Source organism: Bacillus cereus group sp. MYBK227-1 (genome assembly GCF_051916325.1).
In the GTDB taxonomy this organism is placed as follows: Bacteria; Bacillota; Bacilli; order Bacillales; family Bacillaceae_G; genus Bacillus_A; species Bacillus_A cereus.
Genome location: NZ_JBQAGK010000001.1, coordinates 20,315 through 44,377, shown reverse-complemented (window position 1 = coordinate 44,377; position 24,063 = coordinate 20,315). Strand labels below are relative to the sequence as shown.

The following is a 24,063-nucleotide window of genomic DNA, read 5'->3' as shown; positions in this document are numbered from 1 at the left end:
AATGAATACAATGAATAAAACAAAGACAGTCTCTCCATATTTTGCATTTATTTTATTGCATTCTCTCCAGATTGGTATAGGAATTCTCGGATATCAACGTGTAATTTTAAAAAACGCTGGTTATGATGCCTGGATTTCTCTTATTATTGCGGGAATTGCAACTCATATTGTGCTGTTTTGTATGTTAAAAATGCTTGAAAAAGACGGAGATTTAATTAGCATTCATACAACAACCTTTGGAAAATGGGTTGGCTCTATATTTTCTGTAATTTTCACTCTTTATTGCTTATTATTTTGCCTTACGGTTCTTCGTACGTATATGGAAGTGATACAAGTTTGGATTTTCCCTACCATTAAGTTATGGAAACTTACGCTTATGTTTTTATTAGTCACTTACTACATTATAAAAGGTGGCTTCCGTTCTGTGACAGGGATATGTTTTTGGGGTATTGTTCTTCCTATTTTCGTTGTATTCTTTTTAATCTATCCAATGAAATATGCTCATTTTCGTAATATTTTACCTATTTTTACACATTCACCTTTTGACATGCTTATATCTGCAAAACAATCCGCATTGGAATTTCTGGGGTTTGAAACAATTCTTATCTTTTATCCCTTTATTGAAAAAGGAAAATCTTTAAAGCGATGGGCCCATGCTGGAATTGCTTTTAGCACCTTAATTTATGTAGTTTTAGCTATCGTATCTTTTATGTATTACAGCGAGGGACAATTAAACCGTACTATTTGGCCTACTTTAACGATGTTAAAAATAATTAAAGTTCCTTTTATCCAGCGCTTTGAATATATTATTATTTTCGTTTGGTTTTTAATTATTTTACCAAACCTCTGCTTAACTATTTGGTCATCATGTCAAACGATGAAGCGTTCCTTTCATATTTCATTTAAATTTACATTACCGTTTTTTATTTTCATCATATTTTCAGCTTCTCTACTTTTCACAAACCGTGAAAGTATCAACACATTAAATACCGTACTATCTCAAGCGGGTTTATATATTGTATACGCTTATATCCCAATTTTATTTTTGTTTCATTCACTAAGATGGTACTTCAAAAATCGTTCAAAAAAAACTTCTCCCTAGGTGTCCCTTAGTCTGATACAATTTGATTAATACATTTGTAAAGGGGACAAGCGAATGAAAAAGTATGTATTTTCTTTACTTGCAGTACTAAGCTTAATTCTTGCTGGATGCGGAAGTACTAGTACAAATGACCAAAAATCTTCTGAATCAAAAAAAGAAGAACATGACCACGCATCGCACACTCAGCAAGCTGACATTCAAGAGAAAACAAAAGGAGTCGACACACTTCCTACCTTCCTAGACAAGCTTGATCCACAAATGAAAGATATCTACACTGTCGCTGGACAAAATGCAGAACTATTAGATTGGATTCCATGCTATTGTGGTTGCGGTGAAAGTGTAGGACATAAAAATAATAAAAACTGCTTTATTCGTGAAATTAAAAAGAATGGTGAAGTTGTTTGGGACTCCCATGCAACGACTTGCGTCAATTGCCTAGAAATCGCAGTTGAATCTGCTTCCATGAAACAAAAAGGAAAATCAACGCTTGAAATTCGTAACTATATCGATAATAAATACAAAGAAGGCTATGGCAAACCAACACCTACGCCAATGCCAAAAGCTTAAAAAACGAGGAAACTCCTCGTTTTTTCTTTTCATTCACTTTTTTTCTTAACAAATTCTTTCAAGTGTATTTCCCCTTACTTATCACACACTATATATAACTCTCGGTAAGGAGGGTACACAGTGCAAACATATAACGACTATGATAAAGCTCTCTATTACACGTATTGCTGTAATTGGGATAAATTACTCGTTCTCATGGTTCAAACGAACGATCAATTATTTTCTAAACGTATTGAGCATTTTTTACACGCTTATCAATACAGTAAAGAACTTCCAGAAGTTGATAAACAATTGCAGCTCCTATTTCAATATATTGACCACGCATCCCAAAAGTCGCATGTAGAAGAAGTAGAACAAATTCAAATGTAAAATATAGCGCTATTCTCTTCCGGAGAATGGCGCTTTTTTAAAATGTTTATATCAATAAAAGTTTCTCCTTATAAAACTTTTATTGATAAACATATTTTTTCTTTCTTTTCCATACTACTTCATACTATAATTTAGTATGTAACTATTATAAGAGAGGTATAAAATATGGGACGAGAAAAAAAGCAAGAATATGCTTTACTTACCGCATGGGGAGCTTCTTTTATCGCTACACTAGGAAGTCTGTACTTTTCCGAAATCATGAAATTTGAGCCTTGTGTTCTTTGTTGGTATCAACGTATTTTTATGTATCCATTCGTTTTATGGCTTGGTATCGCTGTAGCAAAGAAAGATTATCGCATTGCAAGTTATTCTTTACCAATCGCAACTATTGGTGCTTGTATTTCTTTATATCACTATGCAATTCAAAAAGTCGCAGCATTTTCAGCTGCTGGGGCAGCTTGTGGACGTGTACCATGTACGGGAGAATACATAAACTGGTTCGGTTTTGTGACAATCCCGTTTTTAGCACTTATCGGCTTTATTACAATCGCTGTTTGTAGCTTTATTGTCATCAAAAACAAATAAGGAGATGAAAGAATGAAAAAAATGCTTATATTTGGTGGTATTATTATCGCCTTGTTTGCGGCAATTTTCGCTGTAACACAAATGGAAGAAAAAAACGCTTCAACTAGCCAAAAAATTGATAATGCTACTGGTAGTCAAACAGATGGTCCTGACTACTACACAAATAAAATCTCACTTTCAGATCTTCAAAAGAACTTAAAAGAGAAAAAAGAAGAAACAGTATACTTTTATCAAACATCTTGCGTTCATTGCCAAAAATTATCTCCTGTCGTAGTGCCAATGGCTAAAGACTTGAACGTTGATATGAAAGTTATGGATATTGAAAAATTAGATGCTCCTTGGGATGAATATAAAATTCAAGGTACACCAACAATCATTCATTTTAAAGATGGCAAAGAAGTGAGCCGTATTAGCGGTGAACAGCCGAAAGACAAATTAAAAGAATGGCTTGAACAAACGAAAAAGTAATTAGAAAAGGAAACTCCTTCTACACATGAAATGGGCGTAAAATCCCACACTAATGTATAAGGAGGGGGTTTTATGCCAGAAGTAAGATGTTCTGTTTCCAACTGTTCTTTTTGGGGACAAGGTAACTTTTGTCAAGCAAGTGCGATCATCGTTCAGCCTGATGCAGATGAAACTGGTCAAACTGAAAATGATTCATATACAGCTGCTGTTTTAACAAACGAGACGCTAGAAAGTTCTGTAGCAACGAGTGTAGAGACTTGTTGTCATACATTTAAGCCTAGATATTAACAATTATTCCACCTCATATACGTGAGGTGGTTTTTTCTTTCCCTCTTCTTGTTTACGTCATCTCTAATTCTCCCTATAATAAAGTTAACATTTTTATGAATACGAAGGTGAAATACTATGGCTAAAACAATTGCAGATATCGCCAAATTGGCTGGAGTTGCAAAAAGCACAGTCTCTCGTTACTTAAACGGCGGATATGTAAGTGATAAAACAAAACTTAAAATCGAAGGTATTATTCAAGAAACAAATTTCTCTCCCAATACATTTGCTCAAAGTTTAAAAGCAAAAACAACAAATTTAATTGGTGTCATCATCCCCCGATTAGACTCCTTCGCTACAATGAAAACACTTATCGGGATCGATAAAACATTACAGGAAAATAACTATCAAATGCTTGTAGCAAATGCAAATCAAACAATCGGAACTGAAATACAAGCAATTGAAAACTTTATAAAACAAAAGGTAGCTGGCATTATTTTATTAACAAAAACATTGACGAATGAACATCAAAAAATTATGGCTAATTCAAACATCCCTATTTTATTCGTCGGGCAAGAATATAAAGATCAATATTGCCTCGTTCACGATGATTATGATGCAGCTTATGAGTTAGGGGCATACGTTTTATCGCAAGGCCATCGACATATTGCTTATTTAGGGATAGAAAAAGATGATATTTCTGTTGGAATAAATCGAAAAAATGGTTTTCAAAAAGCAATTGAAAATTTAGAACCGACTTGCAACGTTTCATATTACGAAACAACTTTCCGCATAGAAGATGCCATGAAACAAGTACAACATATTTTAGATAATAATCGCCCAACTCTTATCGTATGTGCTACAGATAACATCGCTCTTGGCGCAATGAAAGTCATTCACTCCCACTCTCTTTCTGTACCAGGTGATATTTCTGTAACAGGATTCGGTGGATATGATATTTCAGAAATGGTACACCCTAGTTTAACGACAATTGCGTTTGACTATGAGTATGCTGGAAAGCTTGCTGCCACTTCTCTTTCACAGCTTGTTGAAAACAAAACTATACCAAAAATATTACACTCTCGTTATACATTAAAAATCCAAGAAAGCGTTGACAAAATATAAAGGCGCTCTATAATAAAATTAAAACCGGTTCCACATTTTAAAAACAGGATTTTCAACATCATTTCCCTGTTTTTTATTTTAACTTTTTGCGGAACCGGTTCCATAAAAGAAAATTTATAGTAAGGGGGAATTTTTATGGATATGAAACAAATTGCAACTCAAGTAATACAGAATATTGGTGGAAAGGAAAACATTGTTCGTGCCACACATTGCGCGACTCGCCTTCGTCTTATATTAAAGGATGATACGAAAATAAACGCTGCAGAAATCGAAAACATCGATGGAGTAAAAGGTGCTTTTGCAACGACCGAGCAATATCAAATTATTTTTGGAACTGGCATAGTAAACAAAGTATATGATGAATTCTCAAAACTAATTGGAATAGCTGAACTAGATTCTACAACATCAAACGATATACCTAAGAAAAAAATGAATCCTGTCGCCCGCCTAGCAAAGACACTATCTAATATTTTTGTTCCAATCATTCCAGCTATCGTTGCAAGCGGTTTACTTATGGGTCTACTCGGAATGTTGAAAGCGTTTAAATTAGTTCCTGGAGATCACTCACTTATCCAATTACTTGATATGTTCTCAAGTGCAGCTTTCATCATTTTACCTATTTTAATTGGAGTTAGTGCCGCTAAAGAATTTGGTGGAAACATTTTCTTAGGTGCAGTTGTTGGTGGTATATTAACTCACCCAAGCTTAACAAATCCTTGGACTCTTTCAAATGCAAAACCCACTGTTTTACATTTCCTTGGTATGGATATTGATATGATTGGCTATCAAGGTACTGTTTTACCTATTTTATTATGTGTATATGTTATGAGTACAATTGAAAAAGAACTTCGAAAACGTGTTCCGAACTCTTTAGATTTATTAGTTACACCATTCTTAACAATTATTATAACTGGCTTTTTATCACTTATTATTATCGGACCAATTGGATATAAAATTGGTGACGGCATTACGTACCTTTTAAATACAATTTATCAATTTGCAGGACCAGTAGCTGGACTTATATTCGGTGGATTGTATTCAACAATCGTTCTTACTGGCCTACATCATAGTTTTCACGCTATTGAAGCGGGCTTACTCGCAAATAAAGATATCGGTGTCAATTTCTTACTCCCTATTTGGTCAATGGCGAACGTTGCACAGGGCGGTGCTACTTTAGCTGTCTATTTCAAAACAAAAAACAAAAAAACGAAAGAAATTGCAATTCCAGCAGCAGCTTCAGCATTTTTAGGAATTACAGAACCAGCTATCTTTGGTGTCAATTTAAAACTTGGTAAACCATTTATTGCAGCAGCTATTGGCGGCGCAATTGGAGGGGCTTACGTTGTTTGGATGCAAGTAGCGGCTAATGCATACGGTTTAACAGGTATTCCGATGCTTACAATTGTTGCACCTCTTGGCATGATGAACATGATTCACTATATAATTGGTTTCGCTATTGCAGTTATCACTGCTTTTGTTGCCACATTCATTTTATATAAAGAAAGTAAATAATAACGGGGTGAAAACCTATGTCAAAATATAAAACAATACTGCAATCTAATAAAGACGAATTACATTCTTTATATGAAATTGCAAACCAAGATTCATGGAAACCAATTTATCATATCCACCCACCATTTGGATTAATGAATGATCCTAACGGTGTATCATACTACAATGATGAATATCACGTTTTTTATCAGTGGTATCCATTTGGTCCCATTCATGGAATGAAGCATTGGGGGCATGTGAGGTCAAAAGACCTTATTAACTGGGAGCGTATGCCTGTAGCCATCATCCCTACTGAAAGCTATGAATCACACGGTGCATATTCTGGTAGTGCTATCGTAAAAGATGGCCTTCTTCATCTACTTTATACAGGGAATATAAAAAAGCCTGATGATTCCCGTGATGCAAAACAATGTATGGCAACAATGGATTCACAATATACGATGACGAAATATAGTAATAATCCTGTTATTGATATAATTCCTGACGGATATACAAAACATGTACGTGATCCAAAAGTCTGGAAACATAATGATATGTACTATATGTTACTCGGTGCCCAACGTGAAAATAAAACAGGAACTCTATTACTATACAAATCAGAAGACCTATACAATTGGCATTTCCAAGGCGAAATTACAACAAACTTAAAAGAATTCGGATTTATGTGGGAATGCCCCGATTACTTCCAATTATCAGGGAAAGATGTACTTCTCTTTTCACCGCAAGGAATTGAAAAAGACGGAGAAAACTTTCACAATGTATACAATGTCGTTTATGCTATAGGCCATTTCGATATTAAAAATTTATATTTCCATGTTGATTCCTATTACGAAGCTGATAAAGGATTCGATTTTTATGCCCCTCAAACTTTAGAAGACTCTACTAGTCGTCGCCTATTGTTTGCTTGGGCAGGATCAAGTGAAATCACATATCCTTCTGATGATTATATGTGGGCTCATTGCCTAACACTTCCACGTGAATTAACATTAGAAGATAACATCTTAAAACAAAAACCAGTTTCAGAATTAACAAAACTACGAACAACAAAAAAAGACATTTCAGGAGATATAACAGCTGGATTAAATGTATTATCAACGCTTGATGATGAAGACTCCTATGAATTAATTGTTACACTTAAAACAGAAGATGCAAAGCGTTTTGGTCTTTCTCTCTTCCACAATGAGAAGGAATGTTTCCCCATTACATTTAATCGGGAACAAGGTACTATTTCTATAGACAGGGGCAACTTCTACCATCAATTTGGCGGAGAATATGGATTTGAACGCTGTAAAAAAATCGATATTCAAGATACGATAGGACTACAAATATTTGTAGATAAAAGCATCGTGGAAATTTTCTTATACGATGGTTCAACAGTCTTTACGTCCCGAGTTTTTCCTCGAAAAGACATGAAACATCATATCGCAATCTTTTCAGATGCAAAACTAAACTTTACCATCACACAATATAAGCTGAAAAGAGGGATTGTATGAGAAATGTCTTTTGTATAGGTGAACTATTAATTGATTTTGTGTGCCGAAATACTAATGTTTCTTTAGTAAACGGTTCAGATTTCGAAAAAAAAGCTGGTGGAGCACCCGCTAACGTTGCTGCTGCGATTACAAAATTAGGTGGACACGCTACATTTATGGGGCAAGTAGGAAACGACCCATTTGGTGAGTTTCTTGAACAAACTTTACAGCGTGCGCAAGTCGATACATCCATGCTCATAAAAGATAAACAAACAACACTTGCATTCGTATCCATCGATCAAGATGGCGAACGTGATTTTACTTTTATGCGTGGTGCAGATGGTGAATATCAATTCAATAGCATTGATTTATCAAAAATACAAACGAATGATTTAATACATTTCGGTTCAGCGACAGCTTTACTATCAAGCCCATTAAAAGAAACGTATTTTCAGTTGTTACAATATGCGAAAGATAAAGGCCATTTCATTTCTTTTGATCCAAATTATCGAAGTGCACTCATTACAAATACAGAACAATTCTCTCAAGATTGTCTAACCTTTATAAAACATGCACACTTCGTAAAAGTAAGTCAAGAGGAAGCTACTATGCTCTCTAAAGAGAGTGATTTACAACAAGCTGCACTCAAATTATTAAATTATGGCGCAAAAGTAGTAGCTATTACACTTGGAAAAGACGGTACCCTTCTTGCGACAAATGAAGGTCAAACTATTGTCTCTTCTATTTCCATTCAACAAGTCGATACAACTGGTGCTGGTGACGCTTTCGTTGGAGCAATGTTATATCAGATTGCCCAAAGTGAACATACACTTTCGTATCATTTCAAAGACTTAACAGCATTTATCTCCTTTGCAAATAAAGTAGGCGCTATCACATGTACAAATTACGGTGCAATTGCCTCTCTTCCATCATTAACAGATATAAAAGCATACGATTAATCGTATGCTTTTTTTACATCCCTCTCCAAAAATCATGCATAATAAAAAAGTACAAAATAACGAGAACGGCCGTCCCGCATAGGGTAATGCGCCGATATATACTCTTCTCTCCTTCCCTCGCTTTCACAAACGCCCAAATAAATCCGAAGAACAATATTAAATCAACATATGGAACATAAAAAGAAAAGACGAGAAACGCATATAAATACACGATAAATAAACAGGTCGTTACTAAGAAAACTTTAAACGCAAATTCACTTTTCATAATATAACCGCCCCCTATCTGTACTGTATTATATTCAGCAAAATACAATAGTTGCAGTTAAACTCCAAGTATAAATAAGCTACCGTCTATAATACGGTAGCCATTACGGAACATTGTATTTCCGTTTATATATATTACTTAAAATCGAAGAAGGAATTTGCTCGTAACGAACTTTCTCTCCTGTTTCATCTATAATATACGAATTGTTTCCTATATAATATATTCCATCTTTTCGTTTTGAGTACACTGGATATCTTTCATTTGGCAATACCGTTTCCACTTTCGTTAACTGTCCATTTGGTTCTTGCCAATATATATCCGCGCGGTCTACTAACGTAAGTACTCCAATTTGTTCTTTTTCTATTTTTCGACCATTCCAGCTCACAACGCGATAACCAAGTTTATTCGCTTCATATTCGGGGCTCGTATGAAAACGAGAAATGATTACTTTTGTTTGTAATTGTACTCGGTCATATAACCATTGTATATCCCTGTCATGCATACGAATACAGCCATTTGATTCCCTACTTCCAATCGTCCATTCCCGGTTCGTCCCGTGAATTGCATATTCATTCTTATCTAGTCCAAGCCACCTCGTACCAAGAGGGTTATTCGGTGCACCCCCAGGTATTTTTTTTCGATGGTATTCTTTATTTTTAAATTTAGTTATAATACAAAAATTACCTTCAGGCGTAGGTGTACGATCTCTTCCAGTCGTTACTGGAAATGTTTTTGTGTAATTTCCATTTTCAAAAAAAGACAACTGGTTCGTCGTAAGATTTACTAATATTAAATGATCTGTATTAGCAAAAGCACTAACCGGTAGGATGAAAAATAATAGTATGATGAAACATAACTTTTTCAGCTATATCCCCCCTAGCGCTCCCTATAATAAGTGGAATTAACATTACTTTGCTCTTATAAATGAAAACTATCCATTTACAATAACGCCCCCATTTACATGTATCATTTGCCCAGTAACATAGGATGAATCACCAGATGCCAAGTATACGTATGCCGGCGCTAATTCATATGGTTGACCAGGTCTTTGCATCGGAACATTGCTCCCAAACTGAGAGACTTTCTTCTCATCAAAGCTCGATGGAATAAGCGGTGTCCAAATCGGGCCTGGTGCAACACCATTTACCCGAATCCCTTTTTGCACTAACGATTGAGAAAGTGATCTTGTAAAAGCTACGATTGCTCCTTTCGTTGCGGAATAATCAATTAACGTTTCATTTCCTTCATATGCAACGATAGATGCCGTATTTATAATGACATCCCCTTTCTTCAAATGAGAAAGGGCTGCTTTCGTAACGTGAAAATAAGAAAAAATATTAATACGAAATGTTTTTTCTAGCTGTTCTGCTGTAATATACTCTAGCCCTTGCTGCGGATATTGCTGTGCAACGTTATTCACTAAAATATTTAAACTACCTAACTGCCGGGCGGTCTCTTCCACAATATCTTTACAATGCTGTTCATTACTCAAATCCCCCGGCAACAATACACACTTTACACCTTCTTTTTCAACACGTTGTTTCGTCTCATTTGCATCTTCTCCCTCATCTAAATAAGCAATCGCAACATTTGCTCCCTCTTTTGCAAAAGCGATGGAAACTGCTCGTCCAATTCCGCTATCTCCTCCCGTAATTAACACATTCTTCCCTTTTAACTTTTCACTTCCTTTATAGTTTGCATCTTCAAACTGCGGAAGGGGGCTCATTAATGATTCAATACCTGGCTGCTTATTTTGATGTTGCGCAGGCATTGTTATAAAGTTTTTTTGCTGTGGCATAGCTGCTTTCAACTCCTTTTCCTTAGCATGTGCACAATAAAAAGCTGAAATTCACACATCGTTTTACGATTAATATTCGAATTTAAGACACAAAATATGAATTGTTATAAACTTTTTATGCAAAACTATTGCAAAATAGATAAAAAACGAATATTATATATAACTGTTGTGAAAATTATTCGTAAACAGAAAGGATGTTTATATGTTTAACCTTTCAAAACATAAAACTTCTATTAAAACTGAAATTATGGCAGGTATTATTACCTTCTTAACAATGGCATATATCATTGTCGTAAACCCTGTTATCCTTGGAGATGCAGGTGTTCCATTTGAACAAGCATTTACAGCAACAATTATCGCTGCTGTTGTCGGAACATTATTTATGGCAATCTTTACAAACTTACCAATCGCAATCGCGCCAGGTATGGGATTAAATGCTTACTTCTCTTACTCTGTTGTAAAAGCGCATGAAGGCATGACTTTCGCAATTGCATTCTCTGCTGTATTCGTAGCAGGTATGATTTTAATTTTGTTATCATTCACATCTTTCCGTACAAAATTAATGGAAGCAATTCCTGAAAACTTAAAACATGCAATTACTGCTGGTATCGGTCTTTTCATCGCCTTTATCGGTTTACGTTTAACAGGTATCGTTACAAAAAATGATGCAAACTTAGTTGGACTTGGTGATCTTCACTCTGCTCCAGTACTACTAGCATTAGCTGGACTTGGAATTACAATTGTCCTTATGTCTTTAAATGTAAATGGCGCACTATTTATCGGGATGCTATTAACTGGTATTATCGCTTTCTTCACGGGACAATTATCATTCTCAAACGGTGTTACATCAATGCCTGGTTTACCAGAAGGAATTATCGTTTCAAATCCAATTACTGCTGTATCTGACGTAATTAACTACGGATTATACGGCGTTGTATTCTCATTCTTCCTTGTTACACTATTCGATACAACAGGTACATTACTTGGCGTTGCACAACAAGGTGGATTTATGAAAGACGGAAAGCTTCCAAAAGCAGGACGAGCTCTTCTATCTGACTCATTCTCAGCAACTATTGGTTCTATGTTCGGAACGACACCATCAACAGCTTACATTGAATCATCTGCTGGTGTTGCAGCTGGTGGTCGTACTGGTTTAACAACTGTTACAGTAGCGGTTCTATTCGCACTAGCAGCATTCTTCGGCCCATTAGTAAGTGCTGTTTCTGGTGTATCAGCTATTACTGCACCATCATTAATTATCGTTGGTAGTCTTATGATGGGTTCAGTTCGCCACATCGATTGGGACGCATTTGATGAAGCATTCCCAGCATTCTTAGTAATCTTAAGCATGCCACTTACATCAAGTATCGCAACAGGTATCGCACTTGGATTTATTTCATACCCACTTATGAAAGTGGCAAAAGGTAAATTCCGTGCTGTTCACCCACTTGTATATGTATTTGGAATTTTGTTTGCTTATCAATTGATATTCTTACCACATTAAAATCCCTCTTCCTGAGGGATTTTTTTATAAATACTGTTTGACAATACCATTCGTTTGTGGAATAATTCAAAATAGTTAAATATCGGATGTCTTATCAAGAGCAGGTGGAGGGATGAGCCCTACGAAGCCCGGCAACCGACCCATTTATGGGCACGGTGCTAATTCTTACAACACATTGTGTTGAAAGATAAGAGTAATATGATAAGGCGTCTTTTCTATATGAAAAGGCGTTTTTTATTTTCACTCCCTCCTCTCTCTTTTTAGTTTAGGAGGGATTTTTTTATGAAAAAATTATGTTCCATCGTACTTATTTTTCTCTTATTTACATTAGCAGCTTGTACAAATGAACAAGATACTATCTCTTCACAAAAGCAACAAACTGTGAGAAAGGCGACTACAACGGTAGAAAATCAATTACAAACAGAAATTCCAAGCCAAATGAAGAAGCCATTAAAAATCGCATTAATTATGCAAATGTCCATCGGAACTTTTTCCTCTCAATATATTGAGGGTGTCAAAAAACAAGTTGAGCTATTTGGCGGCAGTGTACAAGTCTACAATTCTGATAACGATTTAGCAAAAATGGCTGCAAATTTAGATACTGCTATTAATTCAAAAGTGGATGGTATTTTAATTGATCATGGCCGTTCTGAAGCACTAAAACCTGGAGTAGAAAAAGCGTTACAAGCGAACATTCCCGTAGTTGCGTTCGATAACGATCTACGCTTGCCAGGTGTGACAATTATTGATCAAGATGACTATAGTCTTGCATGGAAATCATTAAAAACGTTAGCGGAAGATTTGAATGGACAAGGAAATATCGCAGTTGTATGGGTCGGCGGATTTGCTCCAATGGAACGTCGCAATGTTATCATTGATGCTTTTTATAAACGGTATCCAAATATAAAAGAAGTCGCAAGATTCGGTACTGCTAGTAATAACACGCCACTCGATACACAAACACAAGTAGAAGCTTTACTAAAGAAATATCCGAAAAAAGGCGATTTACAAGCTATTTTCGCTTCGTGGGATGAGTTTGCTAAAGGGACTGTTAAAGCACTTGAACAAGCTGGTCGTACAGATATAAAAGTATATGGCATTGACTTAAGTAATGAGGATTTACAACTCATGCAAAAAGAAAACTCACCTTGGACTGCTACAGCTGCAACTGATCCAGCTGAAGTAGGTAAGGTTCAAGTACGATTTTTATACAAAAAAATTGCTGGTGAACAAACGCCAGATATTTATTCACTAGAACCTTATTTAGTAAAGAAAAATAGTTTACCAAAAGAAAATATAACAATGGATCAGTTATCAAAATATATAAACGGTTGGGGAGACTCAAAAGATGCATATTCCCCTTGGATGAAAAAATTAGAGAAGGAGAAAAAATGATGACGTTCTCTCTTCAAAACATTACACATTCTTATCATGTCGCTACACCTGTTCTAGAAGATGTTTCTATTCATATTCAAAAAGGAAAAGTACACGCTTTACTAGGCATGAACGGTGCAGGAAAAAGTACTTTACTAAAAATAGCAACTGGTGAAATTCAACCAGTTGTTGGCGATATAAAAATTGATACTCAGTCTGTTTCCTTTACTTCACCGCGCGATGCAAAAAAGCATGGCATTTCTTTCGTAACACAAGAAGTAGATCACGGACTTATTCCCGGATTATCTGTATTAGAAAATGTACTAATCGATCATTTAGCAATGCAAAATAAAGTACTATTTTCAAAGTCCAAATTAGTCGCACTTGCTAAACAACATTTGCAAACTGTACAGGTAAATTTAAATGTTTCGGAAGATGTTTCAAACTGTTCATTACATGAAAAACAATTACTTCTTATCGCAAGAGCTTTATCTAACAATACAAATTACCTTTTATTAGATGAACCTACTTCTTCTCTTGGACCAAAAGAAGTTGAAACCTTTGGGAAACTATTAAAAGATTTAACATCAAAAGGAATTGGCATCCTTTTAGTTTCTCATCGTTTATCAGAGATTCGAAATTTCGCGGATGATGTAACTGTATTACATAACGGTCAAGTTGCCCTTTCTGAAACCATTACAACGATTACAGATCAACAAATTGTGGAAGCGATGACTGGAAAACAACTTACACTTCCTATTAATACAGCACCAAAAACCGGGAGCGAGGAACTATTTAAAGTACAAGAGCTTCTATTACACGAAGGTCATTCTCCCCTTTCTCTTACAATACGAAAAGGAGAAACTGTTGTGATATACGGATTAATTGGAAGTGGAAAAACAACACTTGCTGAAACGTTATTTGGTGCTCTTCATACTTATCACGCAGAAATAGCCGGTCAAAAACTAACGATTAAAACACCACGAGATGCGATTAAAGCGAAAATCGCACTTGTACCAGAAGAAAGAAGAAAACAAGGCGTATTTCTTTCGGAAGATATTATAAGTCACACAAATTTACATCAATCAGGTTGGAAACGAAAACAAACCGAATTAAATGATGCTACTACAGCAATTTCTTCTTTCGGTATTTCACCAAATGACCCAAAGGCACTTATTCATTCACTTAGCGGTGGAAACCAACAAAAAGTCTCAATTGCAAAGTGGAGTGGATTCAAACCTAATCTATTTCTTTTAGACGAGCCAACTAAAGGTGTAGACATCGCTGCGAAACAAGACATTTTTCAATTCATTCGCAACATTACAGAAAACGGAAGTTCCGTAATTTATTTCACAGGAGAACAAGATGAAGCGTTGCATATCGCTGATCGCATTCTTATACTGGCAAACGGAGAATTTGTAGGTGAATACTTACCAAGCGAACTATCTCCTGAACAGCTTTTACATTTATCTGAAGGGAGCTATTCCATTGAATCTCGTTCATAAAACGAAAACTAAGAAACTATATTTACCTACTCATCTTTTTTATCAATTTAGTACAATTGCTATTATTATAGGTGTTACAATTTTTTTCTCTATCGTCAATGACTCTTTTTTAACATATAACAATATTAGTGATATTTTACGTTCTATCTCCATCGTAACGTTACTTGCAATCGGCGTTACCTTTACATTGATTGTAGATGGGTTTGATTTATCAGTCGGCTCTACCGCTAGTTTAGCAACAATTGCAGCTGCTTCTTGTCTCGTTTTATATCGACAAGAACTATTAGTTACACTCCTTGTTCCTATTCTTTGCGGATTATTAGTTGGATTATTAAATGCACTACTCGTTATCCGAATTAAACTACCTGATTTACTAGCTACATTAAGTATCATGTATATCGTCAATGGACTACACTTAACATTTTCAAAAGGATCTTCAATTTATGAAGGAATGTCCGGTGCAACAGGACATTTTATTCCATCTTTTTTATTTCTCGGTCAAGGTTCCGTCTTAGGAATTCCAGTCCCTGTCATTATCATACTTACTGTCGTTTTAATTGCACATCTATTTTTAGAAAAAACAACGTACGGTCGTTTCTTTTATATGACTGGTGGGAATCGAGAAGCTGCTAGATTAGCCGGTATTCCTACTGATCGTTACCGTGTATATGCTTATATGATTAGTGGTTTACTAGCTTCTATTGGCGGCATTATTCTATGCAGCCGCGTTGGAACAGGACAAGTTTCAGCTGGTGCTCCATTATTAATGGATGCAGTCGCAGCTGCCTATATCGGTTACGCAATGTTCGGTGCCAAGAAACCAAATATAGTCGGAACATTCCTCGGCTCGGTATTAATTGGAATTATATTAAATGGACTCACAATGATGAACGTCCCTTATTATGCACAAGATATTATTAAAGGCAGCATTTTAATTACAGCTTTAGCCTTTTCATTTATTAAAAAGAAGCGTAAATAAAAAGTAGAGCATCGAATTCGATGCTCTACTTTCCCTTTGCAACAATCACACGAACTACTTTCAAAACAAGAAGTAAAAGACCGTTCACTATCGCTGCAACCCCTAAAGAGACCGATATCATCAGCTCTCCCATTCCATTATTCAATACAAACATAGCAGAAGAAATGAAAGCCAAAATAAACAATACTAACGTTGGTATATATTTAATAACAGGCTTCTTATATGACTTTTGTGAAAGAAGAAACGTAATTACCAACGTCATAATGAAAACAAAATATACTACAAATAAGAAAATCACACGAAAGCCTCCACTATTCCTAAACTATGAAAAAGATAACAGCAATTAAAAATTATTAATATTTCTCATTCATCTGTAATTCTTTACTATACTTTTGAATGGAAACTGACGAAACAACCATTACCATTCCTACACTAAATCCAATAAGCTGATCCAGTAGCATCTCATCATGTATGAGCCAGCGAAGTAGAAATACCCCTCCAAAAATAAGCATTGCAGTAAATCCGGTATGCCTAAGTCCTTTATATACATTTTCCATATGTATCACCTCTTCACATAACATTATCCATATTATACCATACAACCATCAAGTAACCTTATCGTCCTCTGACAATATGCAGCTACCTTTTGATCATGTGTAACAACTAGCACTGTTTTTCCTTCTTTATTAATCTCTTGTAAAATACTCATAATTTTTTCCCCATTTTCTTGATCAAGAGCACCAGTCGGTTCATCAGCAAGTATAATTTTTGTATCTTGTGCTAAAGCCCTTGCTATTGCTGTTCTTTGCTGTTCTCCTCCTGATAACTCGTAAGGATATTTGTTAATATGCCTCTCAAGCCCTACCATTTTCAGCATTTCTTTTGATATTTGCATACGTTTCTTATGAGAAATTCTTCTATATACAAGTGGAAGCATTACATTTTCAATAATCGTATAATCATCGAGTAGCGAAAAGTTTTGAAACACAAATCCAACTTCCGTGTTTCTATACTTATGATAGTTTTGCTTTAATGTACTCGTATCCATTCCATCTAAAAAATACTTTCCAGCAGAGGGGCTATCGATTAAGCCAATAATGTTAAGGAGAGTAGACTTCCCCGAACCAGAGGGGCCCATAATGGCTATCATTTCGCCTTTTTCTATTGTAAGATTAATATCTTTTAAAGCACTAAAATTATTCTTTCCAAAGCCCTTAGCCACATTTGCGAGCTGAATCATCTATAACACCTCTTTCATATATGTATTTTTTATTTTTAGTACATTGAAATAAATGATTGCATATATAACGAGGATCATTACAAGTGATAAAGCACCTATAACAACCAATGATTCTATAGAGACTTTTAACGTTCCAAAGAAAGATACTATACTATTTTCTAGCCCTTTCTGAATTTCAATTACTCCGCTATTCTCCCATTGAAAATACATTATTCCTATACATATCGCTAAAACGAATAGCAACATATACTCAATAATAAATGGAAGACATATTTGAAAAGTGCTTGCACCTAACGCTGATTTAATAGAAATATTTTTACGTTCCATATAAAGTGCTGCCATTGATGTCAATACAATAGATAGAAATGAAAAAAATAAGACTGTACCGCTTAATAATAAGGGGTATGACATATTATCAATACCTTGTTTTTCATTTTCTAACAATTTATTCGGATTTGTAACATAATACGAATAACCCTTACCTTCCGTTACCTTTAATACTTTCTTTTGAAATTCATTTATATTTATCTGCTCCTTTGTTTCTATAATTAACCCATTGTATAAAAGTTCTACACTATAGAACTCTATTTCTTCTGTTCCAATTGGTAAAATCGCCATGTCATCTAATAATGTAATACGATTATCCGATATTTCACCACTTCGAGGATATGTAAATGGTGAATTTTTTTCTAAAAAGCCAATTACTTTTAGCTTCATTTTTCCAGATGGTATAACATCACCAATAGATACCTTTTCTATATAATTAGCTCCTAATATAACAGGTCTAATATCAAATACTGATTTATGAAATTCCGATTCCTCAAAATATCTTCCTTGTGAAATTCGTATATGAAAGTACTTATTAATATCTTTATCAACAATAAGAGTCTTTATCGTTCCATTTTCTTTTTTTAAACTAAGTGAATAGTTACGGAACAAATAATTTGTTTTATTTGTTATTGGTATCGTATTAGATAACCCTTGCATGAAATGTTGATAATCACTTTTTGCTTTTTCTTCGCTAAACAATGTTATATCTTGCGTCGCATAAAGTTCATAAAAATTTTTATGAGTCGATAAATTATTTGCTACCATCATCATTTTTCGATATCCCGAAAGATTACTAACAAATTCTATTGCTGAAGAAAATGCAATAATTAAAGAAATTACTATAATCAAACTTGGTAACAACCGTTTTTTCACAGACCGTATAGAATCAAATATAAAAAACATGAAGACCTCCTACGTTCTTAAATGTTTTCCGGGATATATATTTATAATGTGCTTGATTGGAATTACAGTAACAAACATTGTAAGAAAAATTATAAAAACAATATTACATACCAATACATATGGTGTTAACGGTTTTAATAAGTATGTCTGAAAATACGTATGAATTGTTCCAGAAAACATTTCTAACACCAGAAAAACCAACAGCATCGCCACTAGAGAAATAAACAAAATTTGAATATATAGTTCGCAGTAAATAGATATATTAGAAGCACCTACTGCTTTTTTTAATGAAATCTCTCTTTCTTTTTTATAAATCCAAAATAAAACCGCAGAAATGCCAGAAACAATTGCAACAAGAATGAATTTATAATAATACTTATTTGCTGGATCTATATGTGTCACATGTAGTTCCTGAAGATCTCGTTCATTCAGTATTTGAACATCTCCCGAAAGCACTTCTTTACTCCTATCCATAAACTTTTTTATTTCGTTATGAATAGATGATGTAGGATTAACAACTGTTAATTGTAATTGTTTACTCGCGATAATACCTTTTTTAGATATAGTAGGTAAGTTTTGAAGTGGAACGTATATACCTGCTACACCGACGTCACTGTCTTTTCTTGATATAGTTCCTATTTTTTTATATGTATCATCAAATTCATATAACTCCTCTACATTCGTTTGATCGCCAACAACCATATTGTTTACATTTTCACGATGAAAATATTGTCCTTCAGAAATATATGGCTTCCAATAATAATCATCTTTTAAGTTCACAGCTATAATCTTTGTTGCCCCTGAACTATTTAATGCTTTTAAATGCTCTACATAAATATCACTTTTAACAAAAATATCTTGTATGAAAGGAATTATCTCTTCCAATTCAGTTGCATTCGCTATCGGAACAGTTAAAATTTGATTCTTCTCTGGAAAACCGATTTGAAAAGCAGATATAAAGTTTCGTTTAGATTCTGTTAAAAGTGCGGCTATTGATATAGAAAGAAAAGAAATAAAAAATGACATAAGGAGAATTAAGAAAAACAGTTTATTGCTTTTTATATTTTTAAAAGCTAGGTACATGTCTGTGCTCCTTTTAAATAAGAAGGAGATGATGAACATCCCCTTCTCCTTATCCAAATATTTATAAAGACAACTGTTTAATGCTTTTTACCACTGTAATCGTAAGTTACCGTTACTATCAAAAGTACCTTTGTGTGTATCTTCTTGATAGTCATTATTCTCATTTGCATAATGCTCCGAGTATAGTCCTTTTGCACCAAAGGCGTTATATGCACCATTACTCACAGTTGCGTTTAATGCTCTTCCAGATTCATGGGACCCTAATTTGTCTGAAGCGCTTTCAATATATGAATTATTTCCATTTGATTTAATAAAAGAAATTGCTACTGAACAACGAGATGCATTTTGATTCGTAGTAGTTTGAGCTCTATAAGATAGTAGGTTACCGCTTTTGTGACCGCTTAGAGTTGGATAGAATGCACTTGTTGAGATTGATGTTGCTAATAATACTAAAGTCGTAATTGAAAAAACTTTTCCTTTCATTAATAATCACCTTATAAATTAAATAGTTTTGTAGCGCTACATCGTCATAATACCTCTCAAGTAAATTCTCCTCAATAAGACACCTCTATGTTTTACAAACTCTTTAAACACTTAAACATTCATACATTTTTAAAAAGTAACGTATAAGTAGCAATATAAAAAGACTGCAGAGAACTCCATCTCCACAGCCTAATTATTATTTTTGCAAGAACGCCTGCAAATCTGCAAATTGCCTCTTTGCATCTTCATAGCCTTGCTCGTATAAATTTTGTAGTTTTGCTGTATCTTTTTCCATACGATCTACTTGAAGCGGCACTTCTGGGCGAATAACAAATAAATTGCCAGCTTGTTCTTCTTTTTCAATATAGTGAAGTGTTTCATTATACACTTCATAACGATTCAGCATCGTGTTAACAAGGTTCGGATATTTTTTATAAGCTTTCGCTGCAATCCATCCAAACTTTGATTTTTTCTTCGCGTAGCCATGATTTCTCGTTAAAATAACGACTGATTTTTTAAATCCATCCTCTTGCGCTTTACGAACTGGAATTGGATCAGAAATCCCGCCATCTAACAGTTGTTTACCGCGGTAATTTACTACTGGTGCAATGAAAGGCAATGAACTAGACGCTTGTAATAAATTTAGCGCATCATCATTCGTTCCTTCTTTTTCAAAATAAACAGATTGCCCTGTTTCACAATCCGTCGTTCCTACAAGGAAACGTTCCGGGCTATTAAAGTATGTTTCAAAATCAAACGGCACATGCTTTTCTGGAATTTCGTGGAAAATGAAATCCATATCAAATAGCTGACGTTTTCTCCATAAGTTTTTATACGATAAATATTTCGGATGTGATGCATAATCAATATTGACCGTTTTATTTCTATTTCTTTGTCTGGAAAGATACGACGCTGCATGACAAGCACCAGCTGATACACCGATTACATATGGAAAATATAAATCTTGTTCCATAAAGTATTCTAATATCCCGCCCGTGTATACACCACGCATACCGCCGCCTTCTAATACTAACCCCGTATTTTCAAGCATGTTACTCTCTCCTCTATATATATTGACTCTTTAATTATTCACCATGTTAAGTATCTTTTTCTATTATATATGAGTTCTTTCAGAAATTATATTTAAAAGACTTGAGAAAAAGGAGTTTTTTCTTCCAATTATATTTCCAAATGACCGGAGACATCCTTTATAAACCTTTGAATAAAGTCTTGCTCTTCTTTCGTATATCCATCTAAAAGTAACAACCACTTTTCTTCAGCTTGCTTATGCAATTTTTCATGAGCTTTATATATTTCATTCCCACTCTCCGTTAAGCTGAAGAAGATTTCTTTTTGATTATCTAACATTTGCAGCTTCTCAACGAATTGCTTTTGAAACAACTTTGTACAAATTTTAGAGATTGCTCCCTTCGTCATGCCCATTTCTGTCGTAATTGCCGTTACATTCATCAAACCATTTTTTCCGATACATTCGATTACATGTAACTCAGATAAAGACATACTACTTACACCTGTCTCACGAAGAAACTTCTCGTTTTGTCGTTTTAAATGTTCTTCTTTTTTATGCAAAAGTGTACGAATGTCCGACAGTATTTCCATTTGCTTCGTTGTATGCTTCAATCCGTTCGCCTCCTAAGTTTCCAAAGAAACAATTTAACTATATACCATTTTAAAATTATTTTTTCATCTTTACAAGTGAGAAAATCATGTTAAAATAAATTTAGTTTCCAAAGAAACTAAAATACAAGGAGGTTAACAAGATGAAAAAATCTAAACTAACTTTCATTTTATATGTTGTCTGTATTAGTGCCTTACTCGGTTCCTTCGCTCAAAATATTTACACACCTATCTTACCGATGATTCAAAATTCTTTTCACACTTCTCTTTATCTTGTAAATGTAACAGTTTCACTTTTCACATTCGTTCTTGCAATTATGCAGCTCGTATATGGACCTTTAATTGATACAAAAGGGAGAAAATCTGTCCTTATCCCTAGTTTAGTCATTAGTACAATTGGTTCAATCGGATGTGCCTTTTCGGCAAACATTTATTTATTTCTCTTTTTTAGAGCTGTTCAAGCTATAGGAATAGCGGCTATACCTGTAGTTTCAGCAACGATTATCGGCGATTTATTTGAAGGAAAAGAACGCGGAGAAGCGATGAGCCTATACCAAATGTTACTTGCCCTCGCACCTGCAATGGCTCCTCTCATAGGTGGTTATCTTGGCAGTATAAATGGTCACTTATCTGTATTTCTCTTTTTATCTACACTTGGCATTATCTTATTAATTATAAACATTTCACTACTCCCAGAAACAAAGCCAAATATAATTAAACAATCTAAAGCACAAAAGAATTACTCTCTTATCTTAAAAAATAAAACTGGATTTTCTATTACTCTTATTGGCTTCATTCAATTTTGTATTTACTTTTGCTTTCTCGTTTTTTTACCGAGTATTTTAACAAATTCATTTCATTTAACTGTAGATAAAATTGGTCTTATGTTTGTACCAATGTCTCTTTCTATCATGCTAGGAAGTTTTTGCTACAAGTTTTTGCAAAAACGCCTCACAACAAAGCAAGCTTTATTTATTACGAGTTTCTTCAATGTTATATGTGTCGTTTTATTCTCTTTCACATATAACATCAATATCCCATTCATCATTATCGTTACATCTTTGTACGGTTTTAGTATGGGACTTTCTATGCCAACTCACACTACTTTATTAACAGAAGAATTCGTACAAGAACGCGCAACAGCTATCGGTATGTACAACTTCATCCGCTATCTTGGTATGGGCACAGGGCCACTTATAGGTGGATTTCTTTTATTTAACCAAAATTACTTTTGGATTTTCTTCCTAGGTGCAATTATGTTTTTACTTGTAATCTTATATACAATGAAAATGCTAAGTTTTCATTCTGTACAAAAAGCAAAATAGAGCCCCAAAAAAGGTCGGCTCTATTTATCCTCTTTGATCCGCAACAATATGAATATCAATATACTTTGTTTGTCTCATAATTTCATTTACAATAGAGCCTTTTCGTATTTCTTCCCACCTTGTTCTAGCCGATTGTCCAAGTAAAATTTGCGTCACCTGTAATCTTTTTGCCACTTCAATAATAACATCTGCTGGCTTTCTTCCCTTTGCTTCCTCTAATACAAAACTTGCATCAAATTGATTCGTTAGCAACTTCCACTCTTCAATCGTCTGCTTTTTTCCAGCTGAAATAGAATCTATATTTTCCCTCTCAACGTTTAATACGTACAATTCAGCGTTTAACCGATCAGCCATGCGCCATCCCCGTCTTATTAATTTCTCCGCTGTTGAACTGTATTGTACACAAACGAGAATTTTTTCTTTCACTCCGATTGGTTCTATCACTGTTTGACTAATCTTTTCGTCCATATCGTCAGCGACTTCACGAAGCGATAATTCCCTAAGTGCTCCTAAATTATTAAGCGTAAAGAAATTTTGTAAGCTTTGCTGAATTTTTTCTTCTTTATATATCTTTCCGTCTATTAACCTCTTCCGAAGTACTTCCGGTGTTGCATCAACGAGCTGAATTTCATTTGCTTTTTGTAAAATAAAATCTGGAACTCGTTCTCTTACTTTTACATTCGTAATTTGAGCTACAATATCATGAACACTTTCTAAATGTTGAATATTAAAAGCTGATAATACCGATATACCAGCCTCTAACAATTCCTGCACATCCATATAACGTTTTTTATGCTTAGAACCAGGAACATTACTATGCGCAAGTTCATCCACTACGACTACTTGCGGCGCGCGTTTTTTTATTCCTTCCACATCAAGCTCATAAAATACCTTTCCTTTATACTGTATTTCTTTCAAAGGAACTTTTTCTAAATCAGCAATTGCTTCTTCCGTCTCTTTTCTTCCATGCGTTTCAATTAAACCAATTACAATATCAATTCCATCTTTTTTCATTTCCCTTGCATCAAAGAGCATTTTATAACTTTTTCCTACGCCTGGAGCTGCTCCTACATATAACTTTAACTTTCCGCGATTTTGCTGACGAATATATTCTAAATATTCCTCTGGCGTTCGCCTTTGAAACTTCGGTTCATAATCATCTGCATACAAAATAAACACTACCTTTCATTCGAAACAACGCTACCTCAAT

The 24,063-nt window shown here is 34.6% G+C and carries 27 protein-coding genes and 1 riboswitch; of the genes, 15 read left to right on the top strand and 12 right to left on the bottom strand.

Features of this window, described 5'->3' with window-relative positions; translation table 11 throughout:
* Position 1 precedes the first annotated feature (1 nt).
* The 10 genes from ACTFRM_RS00355 to ACTFRM_RS00310 all read left to right on the top strand — a co-directional run bounded on the left by ACTFRM_RS00355 (position 2) and on the right by ACTFRM_RS00310 (position 8,426).
* Positions 2 to 1,102, top strand: coding sequence for a GerAB/ArcD/ProY family transporter (locus ACTFRM_RS00355; RefSeq protein ID WP_001095038.1), 1,101 nt, complete (start codon positions 2 to 4; stop codon positions 1,100 to 1,102).
* Positions 1,103 to 1,156: 54 nt separating this feature from the next.
* On the top strand, positions 1,157 to 1,669 hold the full coding sequence (locus ACTFRM_RS00350) for a PCYCGC domain-containing protein (RefSeq protein WP_000761036.1): 513 nt from the start codon (positions 1,157 to 1,159) through the stop codon (positions 1,667 to 1,669).
* 120 nt (positions 1,670 to 1,789) lie between these two features.
* Positions 1,790 to 2,038 (top strand): YhdB family protein, encoded by a 249-nt coding sequence (locus ACTFRM_RS00345; protein WP_001195459.1) that lies wholly within the window; start codon positions 1,790 to 1,792, stop codon positions 2,036 to 2,038.
* Between the two features lie 165 nt (positions 2,039 to 2,203).
* Positions 2,204 to 2,623 (top strand): disulfide formation protein C, encoded by a 420-nt coding sequence (locus ACTFRM_RS00340; protein ID WP_000532265.1) that lies wholly within the window; start codon positions 2,204 to 2,206, stop codon positions 2,621 to 2,623.
* A 12-nt stretch (positions 2,624 to 2,635) separates the two neighbouring features.
* On the top strand, positions 2,636 to 3,091 hold the full coding sequence (locus tag ACTFRM_RS00335) for a thioredoxin family protein (protein WP_000738435.1): 456 nt from the start codon (positions 2,636 to 2,638) through the stop codon (positions 3,089 to 3,091).
* A gap of 72 nt (positions 3,092 to 3,163) precedes the next feature.
* Positions 3,164 to 3,379 carry a DUF1540 domain-containing protein gene (locus ACTFRM_RS00330; protein ID WP_001115482.1) on the top strand — a complete coding sequence of 72 codons (216 nt, stop codon included), beginning with the start codon at positions 3,164 to 3,166 and terminating at the stop codon, positions 3,377 to 3,379.
* Between the two features lie 117 nt (positions 3,380 to 3,496).
* A complete protein-coding gene (locus ACTFRM_RS00325) occupies positions 3,497 to 4,483 on the top strand; it encodes a LacI family DNA-binding transcriptional regulator (RefSeq protein ID WP_071740635.1) in 987 nt (328 codons plus the stop codon).
* Between the two features lie 135 nt (positions 4,484 to 4,618).
* Positions 4,619 to 5,995: a sucrose-specific PTS transporter subunit IIBC gene (locus ACTFRM_RS00320; protein WP_000367321.1), complete on the top strand. Its 1,377-nt coding sequence runs from the start codon at positions 4,619 to 4,621 to the stop codon at positions 5,993 to 5,995.
* 17 nt (positions 5,996 to 6,012) lie between these two features.
* Entirely contained in the window at positions 6,013 to 7,488 is a 1,476-nt protein-coding gene (scrB, locus tag ACTFRM_RS00315) for a beta-fructofuranosidase (RefSeq protein ID WP_440043057.1), read from the top strand.
* Positions 7,485 to 8,426, top strand: a complete 942-nt coding sequence (locus tag ACTFRM_RS00310; protein ID WP_001246640.1) for a carbohydrate kinase family protein — start codon at positions 7,485 to 7,487, stop codon at positions 8,424 to 8,426. Before scrB ends, ACTFRM_RS00310 begins: the two co-directional genes overlap by 4 nt.
* 13 nt (positions 8,427 to 8,439) lie before the next feature.
* On the opposite strand, the gene ACTFRM_RS00305 is transcribed toward ACTFRM_RS00310, so the two are convergent.
* The 3 genes from ACTFRM_RS00305 to ACTFRM_RS00295 form a co-directional block, all read right to left on the bottom strand.
* Positions 8,440 to 8,691, bottom strand: a complete 252-nt coding sequence (locus ACTFRM_RS00305; protein WP_000834195.1) for a hypothetical protein — start codon at positions 8,689 to 8,691, stop codon at positions 8,440 to 8,442.
* A 103-nt stretch (positions 8,692 to 8,794) separates the two neighbouring features.
* Positions 8,795 to 9,556 carry a L,D-transpeptidase gene (locus tag ACTFRM_RS00300; protein ID WP_025687114.1) on the bottom strand — a complete coding sequence of 254 codons (762 nt, stop codon included), beginning with the start codon at positions 9,554 to 9,556 and terminating at the stop codon, positions 8,795 to 8,797.
* 66 nt (positions 9,557 to 9,622) lie between these two features.
* Positions 9,623 to 10,489 (bottom strand): SDR family oxidoreductase, encoded by an 867-nt coding sequence (locus tag ACTFRM_RS00295; RefSeq protein ID WP_259592975.1) that lies wholly within the window; start codon positions 10,487 to 10,489, stop codon positions 9,623 to 9,625.
* Positions 10,490 to 10,691: 202 nt separating this feature from the next.
* Between ACTFRM_RS00295 and ACTFRM_RS00290 the strand changes: the two genes are divergently transcribed.
* The 4 genes from ACTFRM_RS00290 to ACTFRM_RS00275 all read left to right on the top strand — a co-directional run bounded on the left by ACTFRM_RS00290 (position 10,692) and on the right by ACTFRM_RS00275 (position 15,851).
* Positions 10,692 to 11,993, top strand: a complete 1,302-nt coding sequence (locus ACTFRM_RS00290) for an NCS2 family permease (RefSeq protein ID WP_000482713.1) — start codon at positions 10,692 to 10,694, stop codon at positions 11,991 to 11,993.
* Positions 11,994 to 12,081: 88 nt separating this feature from the next.
* Positions 12,082 to 12,187, top strand: a riboswitch (SAM riboswitch).
* An 88-nt stretch (positions 12,188 to 12,275) separates the two neighbouring features.
* A complete protein-coding gene (locus ACTFRM_RS00285) occupies positions 12,276 to 13,388 on the top strand; it encodes a sugar ABC transporter substrate-binding protein (protein ID WP_000732065.1) in 1,113 nt (370 codons plus the stop codon).
* On the top strand, positions 13,385 to 14,872 hold the full coding sequence (locus tag ACTFRM_RS00280; protein WP_002164630.1) for a sugar ABC transporter ATP-binding protein: 1,488 nt from the start codon (positions 13,385 to 13,387) through the stop codon (positions 14,870 to 14,872). The genes ACTFRM_RS00285 and ACTFRM_RS00280 overlap by 4 nt, the downstream gene beginning before the upstream one ends.
* Entirely contained in the window at positions 14,856 to 15,851 is a 996-nt protein-coding gene (locus ACTFRM_RS00275) for an ABC transporter permease (protein WP_173600761.1), read from the top strand. The genes ACTFRM_RS00280 and ACTFRM_RS00275 overlap by 17 nt, the downstream gene beginning before the upstream one ends.
* A 25-nt stretch (positions 15,852 to 15,876) precedes the next feature.
* Here the strand turns inward: ACTFRM_RS00275 and ACTFRM_RS00270 are convergent, their stop codons facing one another.
* The 8 genes from ACTFRM_RS00270 to ACTFRM_RS00235 form a co-directional block, all read right to left on the bottom strand.
* Positions 15,877 to 16,149 carry a hypothetical protein gene (locus ACTFRM_RS00270; RefSeq protein ID WP_000576483.1) on the bottom strand — a complete coding sequence of 91 codons (273 nt, stop codon included), beginning with the start codon at positions 16,147 to 16,149 and terminating at the stop codon, positions 15,877 to 15,879.
* A 55-nt stretch (positions 16,150 to 16,204) separates the two neighbouring features.
* A complete protein-coding gene (locus ACTFRM_RS00265) occupies positions 16,205 to 16,432 on the bottom strand; it encodes a hypothetical protein (protein WP_002195168.1) in 228 nt (75 codons plus the stop codon).
* An 8-nt stretch (positions 16,433 to 16,440) separates the two neighbouring features.
* A complete protein-coding gene (locus tag ACTFRM_RS00260) occupies positions 16,441 to 17,091 on the bottom strand; it encodes an ABC transporter ATP-binding protein (RefSeq protein WP_000615281.1) in 651 nt (216 codons plus the stop codon).
* Entirely contained in the window at positions 17,092 to 18,324 is a 1,233-nt protein-coding gene (locus tag ACTFRM_RS00255) for an ABC transporter permease (RefSeq protein WP_173600762.1), read from the bottom strand.
* Positions 18,325 to 18,333: 9 nt separating this feature from the next.
* Positions 18,334 to 19,407: an ABC transporter permease gene (locus ACTFRM_RS00250; RefSeq protein ID WP_000280225.1), complete on the bottom strand. Its 1,074-nt coding sequence runs from the start codon at positions 19,405 to 19,407 to the stop codon at positions 18,334 to 18,336.
* Between the two features lie 87 nt (positions 19,408 to 19,494).
* Positions 19,495 to 19,890 (bottom strand): hypothetical protein, encoded by a 396-nt coding sequence (locus ACTFRM_RS00245; protein ID WP_000676983.1) that lies wholly within the window; start codon positions 19,888 to 19,890, stop codon positions 19,495 to 19,497.
* A gap of 196 nt (positions 19,891 to 20,086) precedes the next feature.
* Positions 20,087 to 20,941, bottom strand: a complete 855-nt coding sequence (locus tag ACTFRM_RS00240) for a patatin-like phospholipase family protein (protein ID WP_000892675.1) — start codon at positions 20,939 to 20,941, stop codon at positions 20,087 to 20,089.
* Positions 20,942 to 21,069: 128 nt separating this feature from the next.
* Positions 21,070 to 21,531, bottom strand: a complete 462-nt coding sequence (locus ACTFRM_RS00235; protein ID WP_000683326.1) for a MarR family transcriptional regulator — start codon at positions 21,529 to 21,531, stop codon at positions 21,070 to 21,072.
* A 140-nt stretch (positions 21,532 to 21,671) separates the two neighbouring features.
* Between ACTFRM_RS00235 and ACTFRM_RS00230 the strand changes: the two genes are divergently transcribed.
* Complete coding sequence (locus ACTFRM_RS00230; RefSeq protein WP_000748726.1) at positions 21,672 to 22,853, top strand: MFS transporter; 1,182 nt, start codon at positions 21,672 to 21,674, stop codon at positions 22,851 to 22,853.
* 24 nt (positions 22,854 to 22,877) lie between these two features.
* On the opposite strand, the gene kdpDN is transcribed toward ACTFRM_RS00230, so the two are convergent.
* Positions 22,878 to 24,032 (bottom strand): KdpD-like non-kinase potassium sensor, encoded by a 1,155-nt coding sequence (gene kdpDN / locus ACTFRM_RS00225; protein ID WP_074047467.1) that lies wholly within the window; start codon positions 24,030 to 24,032, stop codon positions 22,878 to 22,880.
* Positions 24,033 to 24,063 lie beyond the last annotated feature (31 nt).

Coding starts and splice junctions, on each gene's coding strand:
- ACTFRM_RS00325 (WP_071740635.1), top strand. CDS start 3,497: ATGGCTAAAACAATTGCAGATATCGCCAAATTGGCTGGAGTTGCAAAA.
- ACTFRM_RS00230 (WP_000748726.1), top strand. CDS start 21,672: ATGAAAAAATCTAAACTAACTTTCATTTTATATGTTGTCTGTATTAGT.
- ACTFRM_RS00355 (WP_001095038.1), top strand. CDS start 2: ATGAATACAATGAATAAAACAAAGACAGTCTCTCCATATTTTGCATTT.
- ACTFRM_RS00290 (WP_000482713.1), top strand. CDS start 10,692: ATGTTTAACCTTTCAAAACATAAAACTTCTATTAAAACTGAAATTATG.
- ACTFRM_RS00255 (WP_173600762.1), bottom strand. CDS start 18,324: ATGTTTTTTATATTTGATTCTATACGGTCTGTGAAAAAACGGTTGTTA.
- ACTFRM_RS00250 (WP_000280225.1), bottom strand. CDS start 19,407: ATGTACCTAGCTTTTAAAAATATAAAAAGCAATAAACTGTTTTTCTTA.
- ACTFRM_RS00310 (WP_001246640.1), top strand. CDS start 7,485: ATGAGAAATGTCTTTTGTATAGGTGAACTATTAATTGATTTTGTGTGC.
- ACTFRM_RS00240 (WP_000892675.1), bottom strand. CDS start 20,941: ATGCTTGAAAATACGGGGTTAGTATTAGAAGGCGGCGGTATGCGTGGT.
- ACTFRM_RS00350 (WP_000761036.1), top strand. CDS start 1,157: ATGAAAAAGTATGTATTTTCTTTACTTGCAGTACTAAGCTTAATTCTT.
- ACTFRM_RS00285 (WP_000732065.1), top strand. CDS start 12,276: ATGAAAAAATTATGTTCCATCGTACTTATTTTTCTCTTATTTACATTA.
- ACTFRM_RS00335 (WP_000738435.1), top strand. CDS start 2,636: ATGAAAAAAATGCTTATATTTGGTGGTATTATTATCGCCTTGTTTGCG.
- ACTFRM_RS00295 (WP_259592975.1), bottom strand. CDS start 10,489: ATGCCACAGCAAAAAAACTTTATAACAATGCCTGCGCAACATCAAAAT.
- ACTFRM_RS00260 (WP_000615281.1), bottom strand. CDS start 17,091: ATGATTCAGCTCGCAAATGTGGCTAAGGGCTTTGGAAAGAATAATTTT.
- ACTFRM_RS00245 (WP_000676983.1), bottom strand. CDS start 19,890: ATGAAAGGAAAAGTTTTTTCAATTACGACTTTAGTATTATTAGCAACA.
- ACTFRM_RS00340 (WP_000532265.1), top strand. CDS start 2,204: ATGGGACGAGAAAAAAAGCAAGAATATGCTTTACTTACCGCATGGGGA.
- ACTFRM_RS00280 (WP_002164630.1), top strand. CDS start 13,385: ATGATGACGTTCTCTCTTCAAAACATTACACATTCTTATCATGTCGCT.
- ACTFRM_RS00330 (WP_001115482.1), top strand. CDS start 3,164: ATGCCAGAAGTAAGATGTTCTGTTTCCAACTGTTCTTTTTGGGGACAA.
- ACTFRM_RS00265 (WP_002195168.1), bottom strand. CDS start 16,432: ATGTTATGTGAAGAGGTGATACATATGGAAAATGTATATAAAGGACTT.
- scrB (WP_440043057.1), top strand. CDS start 6,013: ATGTCAAAATATAAAACAATACTGCAATCTAATAAAGACGAATTACAT.
- ACTFRM_RS00320 (WP_000367321.1), top strand. CDS start 4,619: ATGGATATGAAACAAATTGCAACTCAAGTAATACAGAATATTGGTGGA.
- ACTFRM_RS00305 (WP_000834195.1), bottom strand. CDS start 8,691: ATGAAAAGTGAATTTGCGTTTAAAGTTTTCTTAGTAACGACCTGTTTA.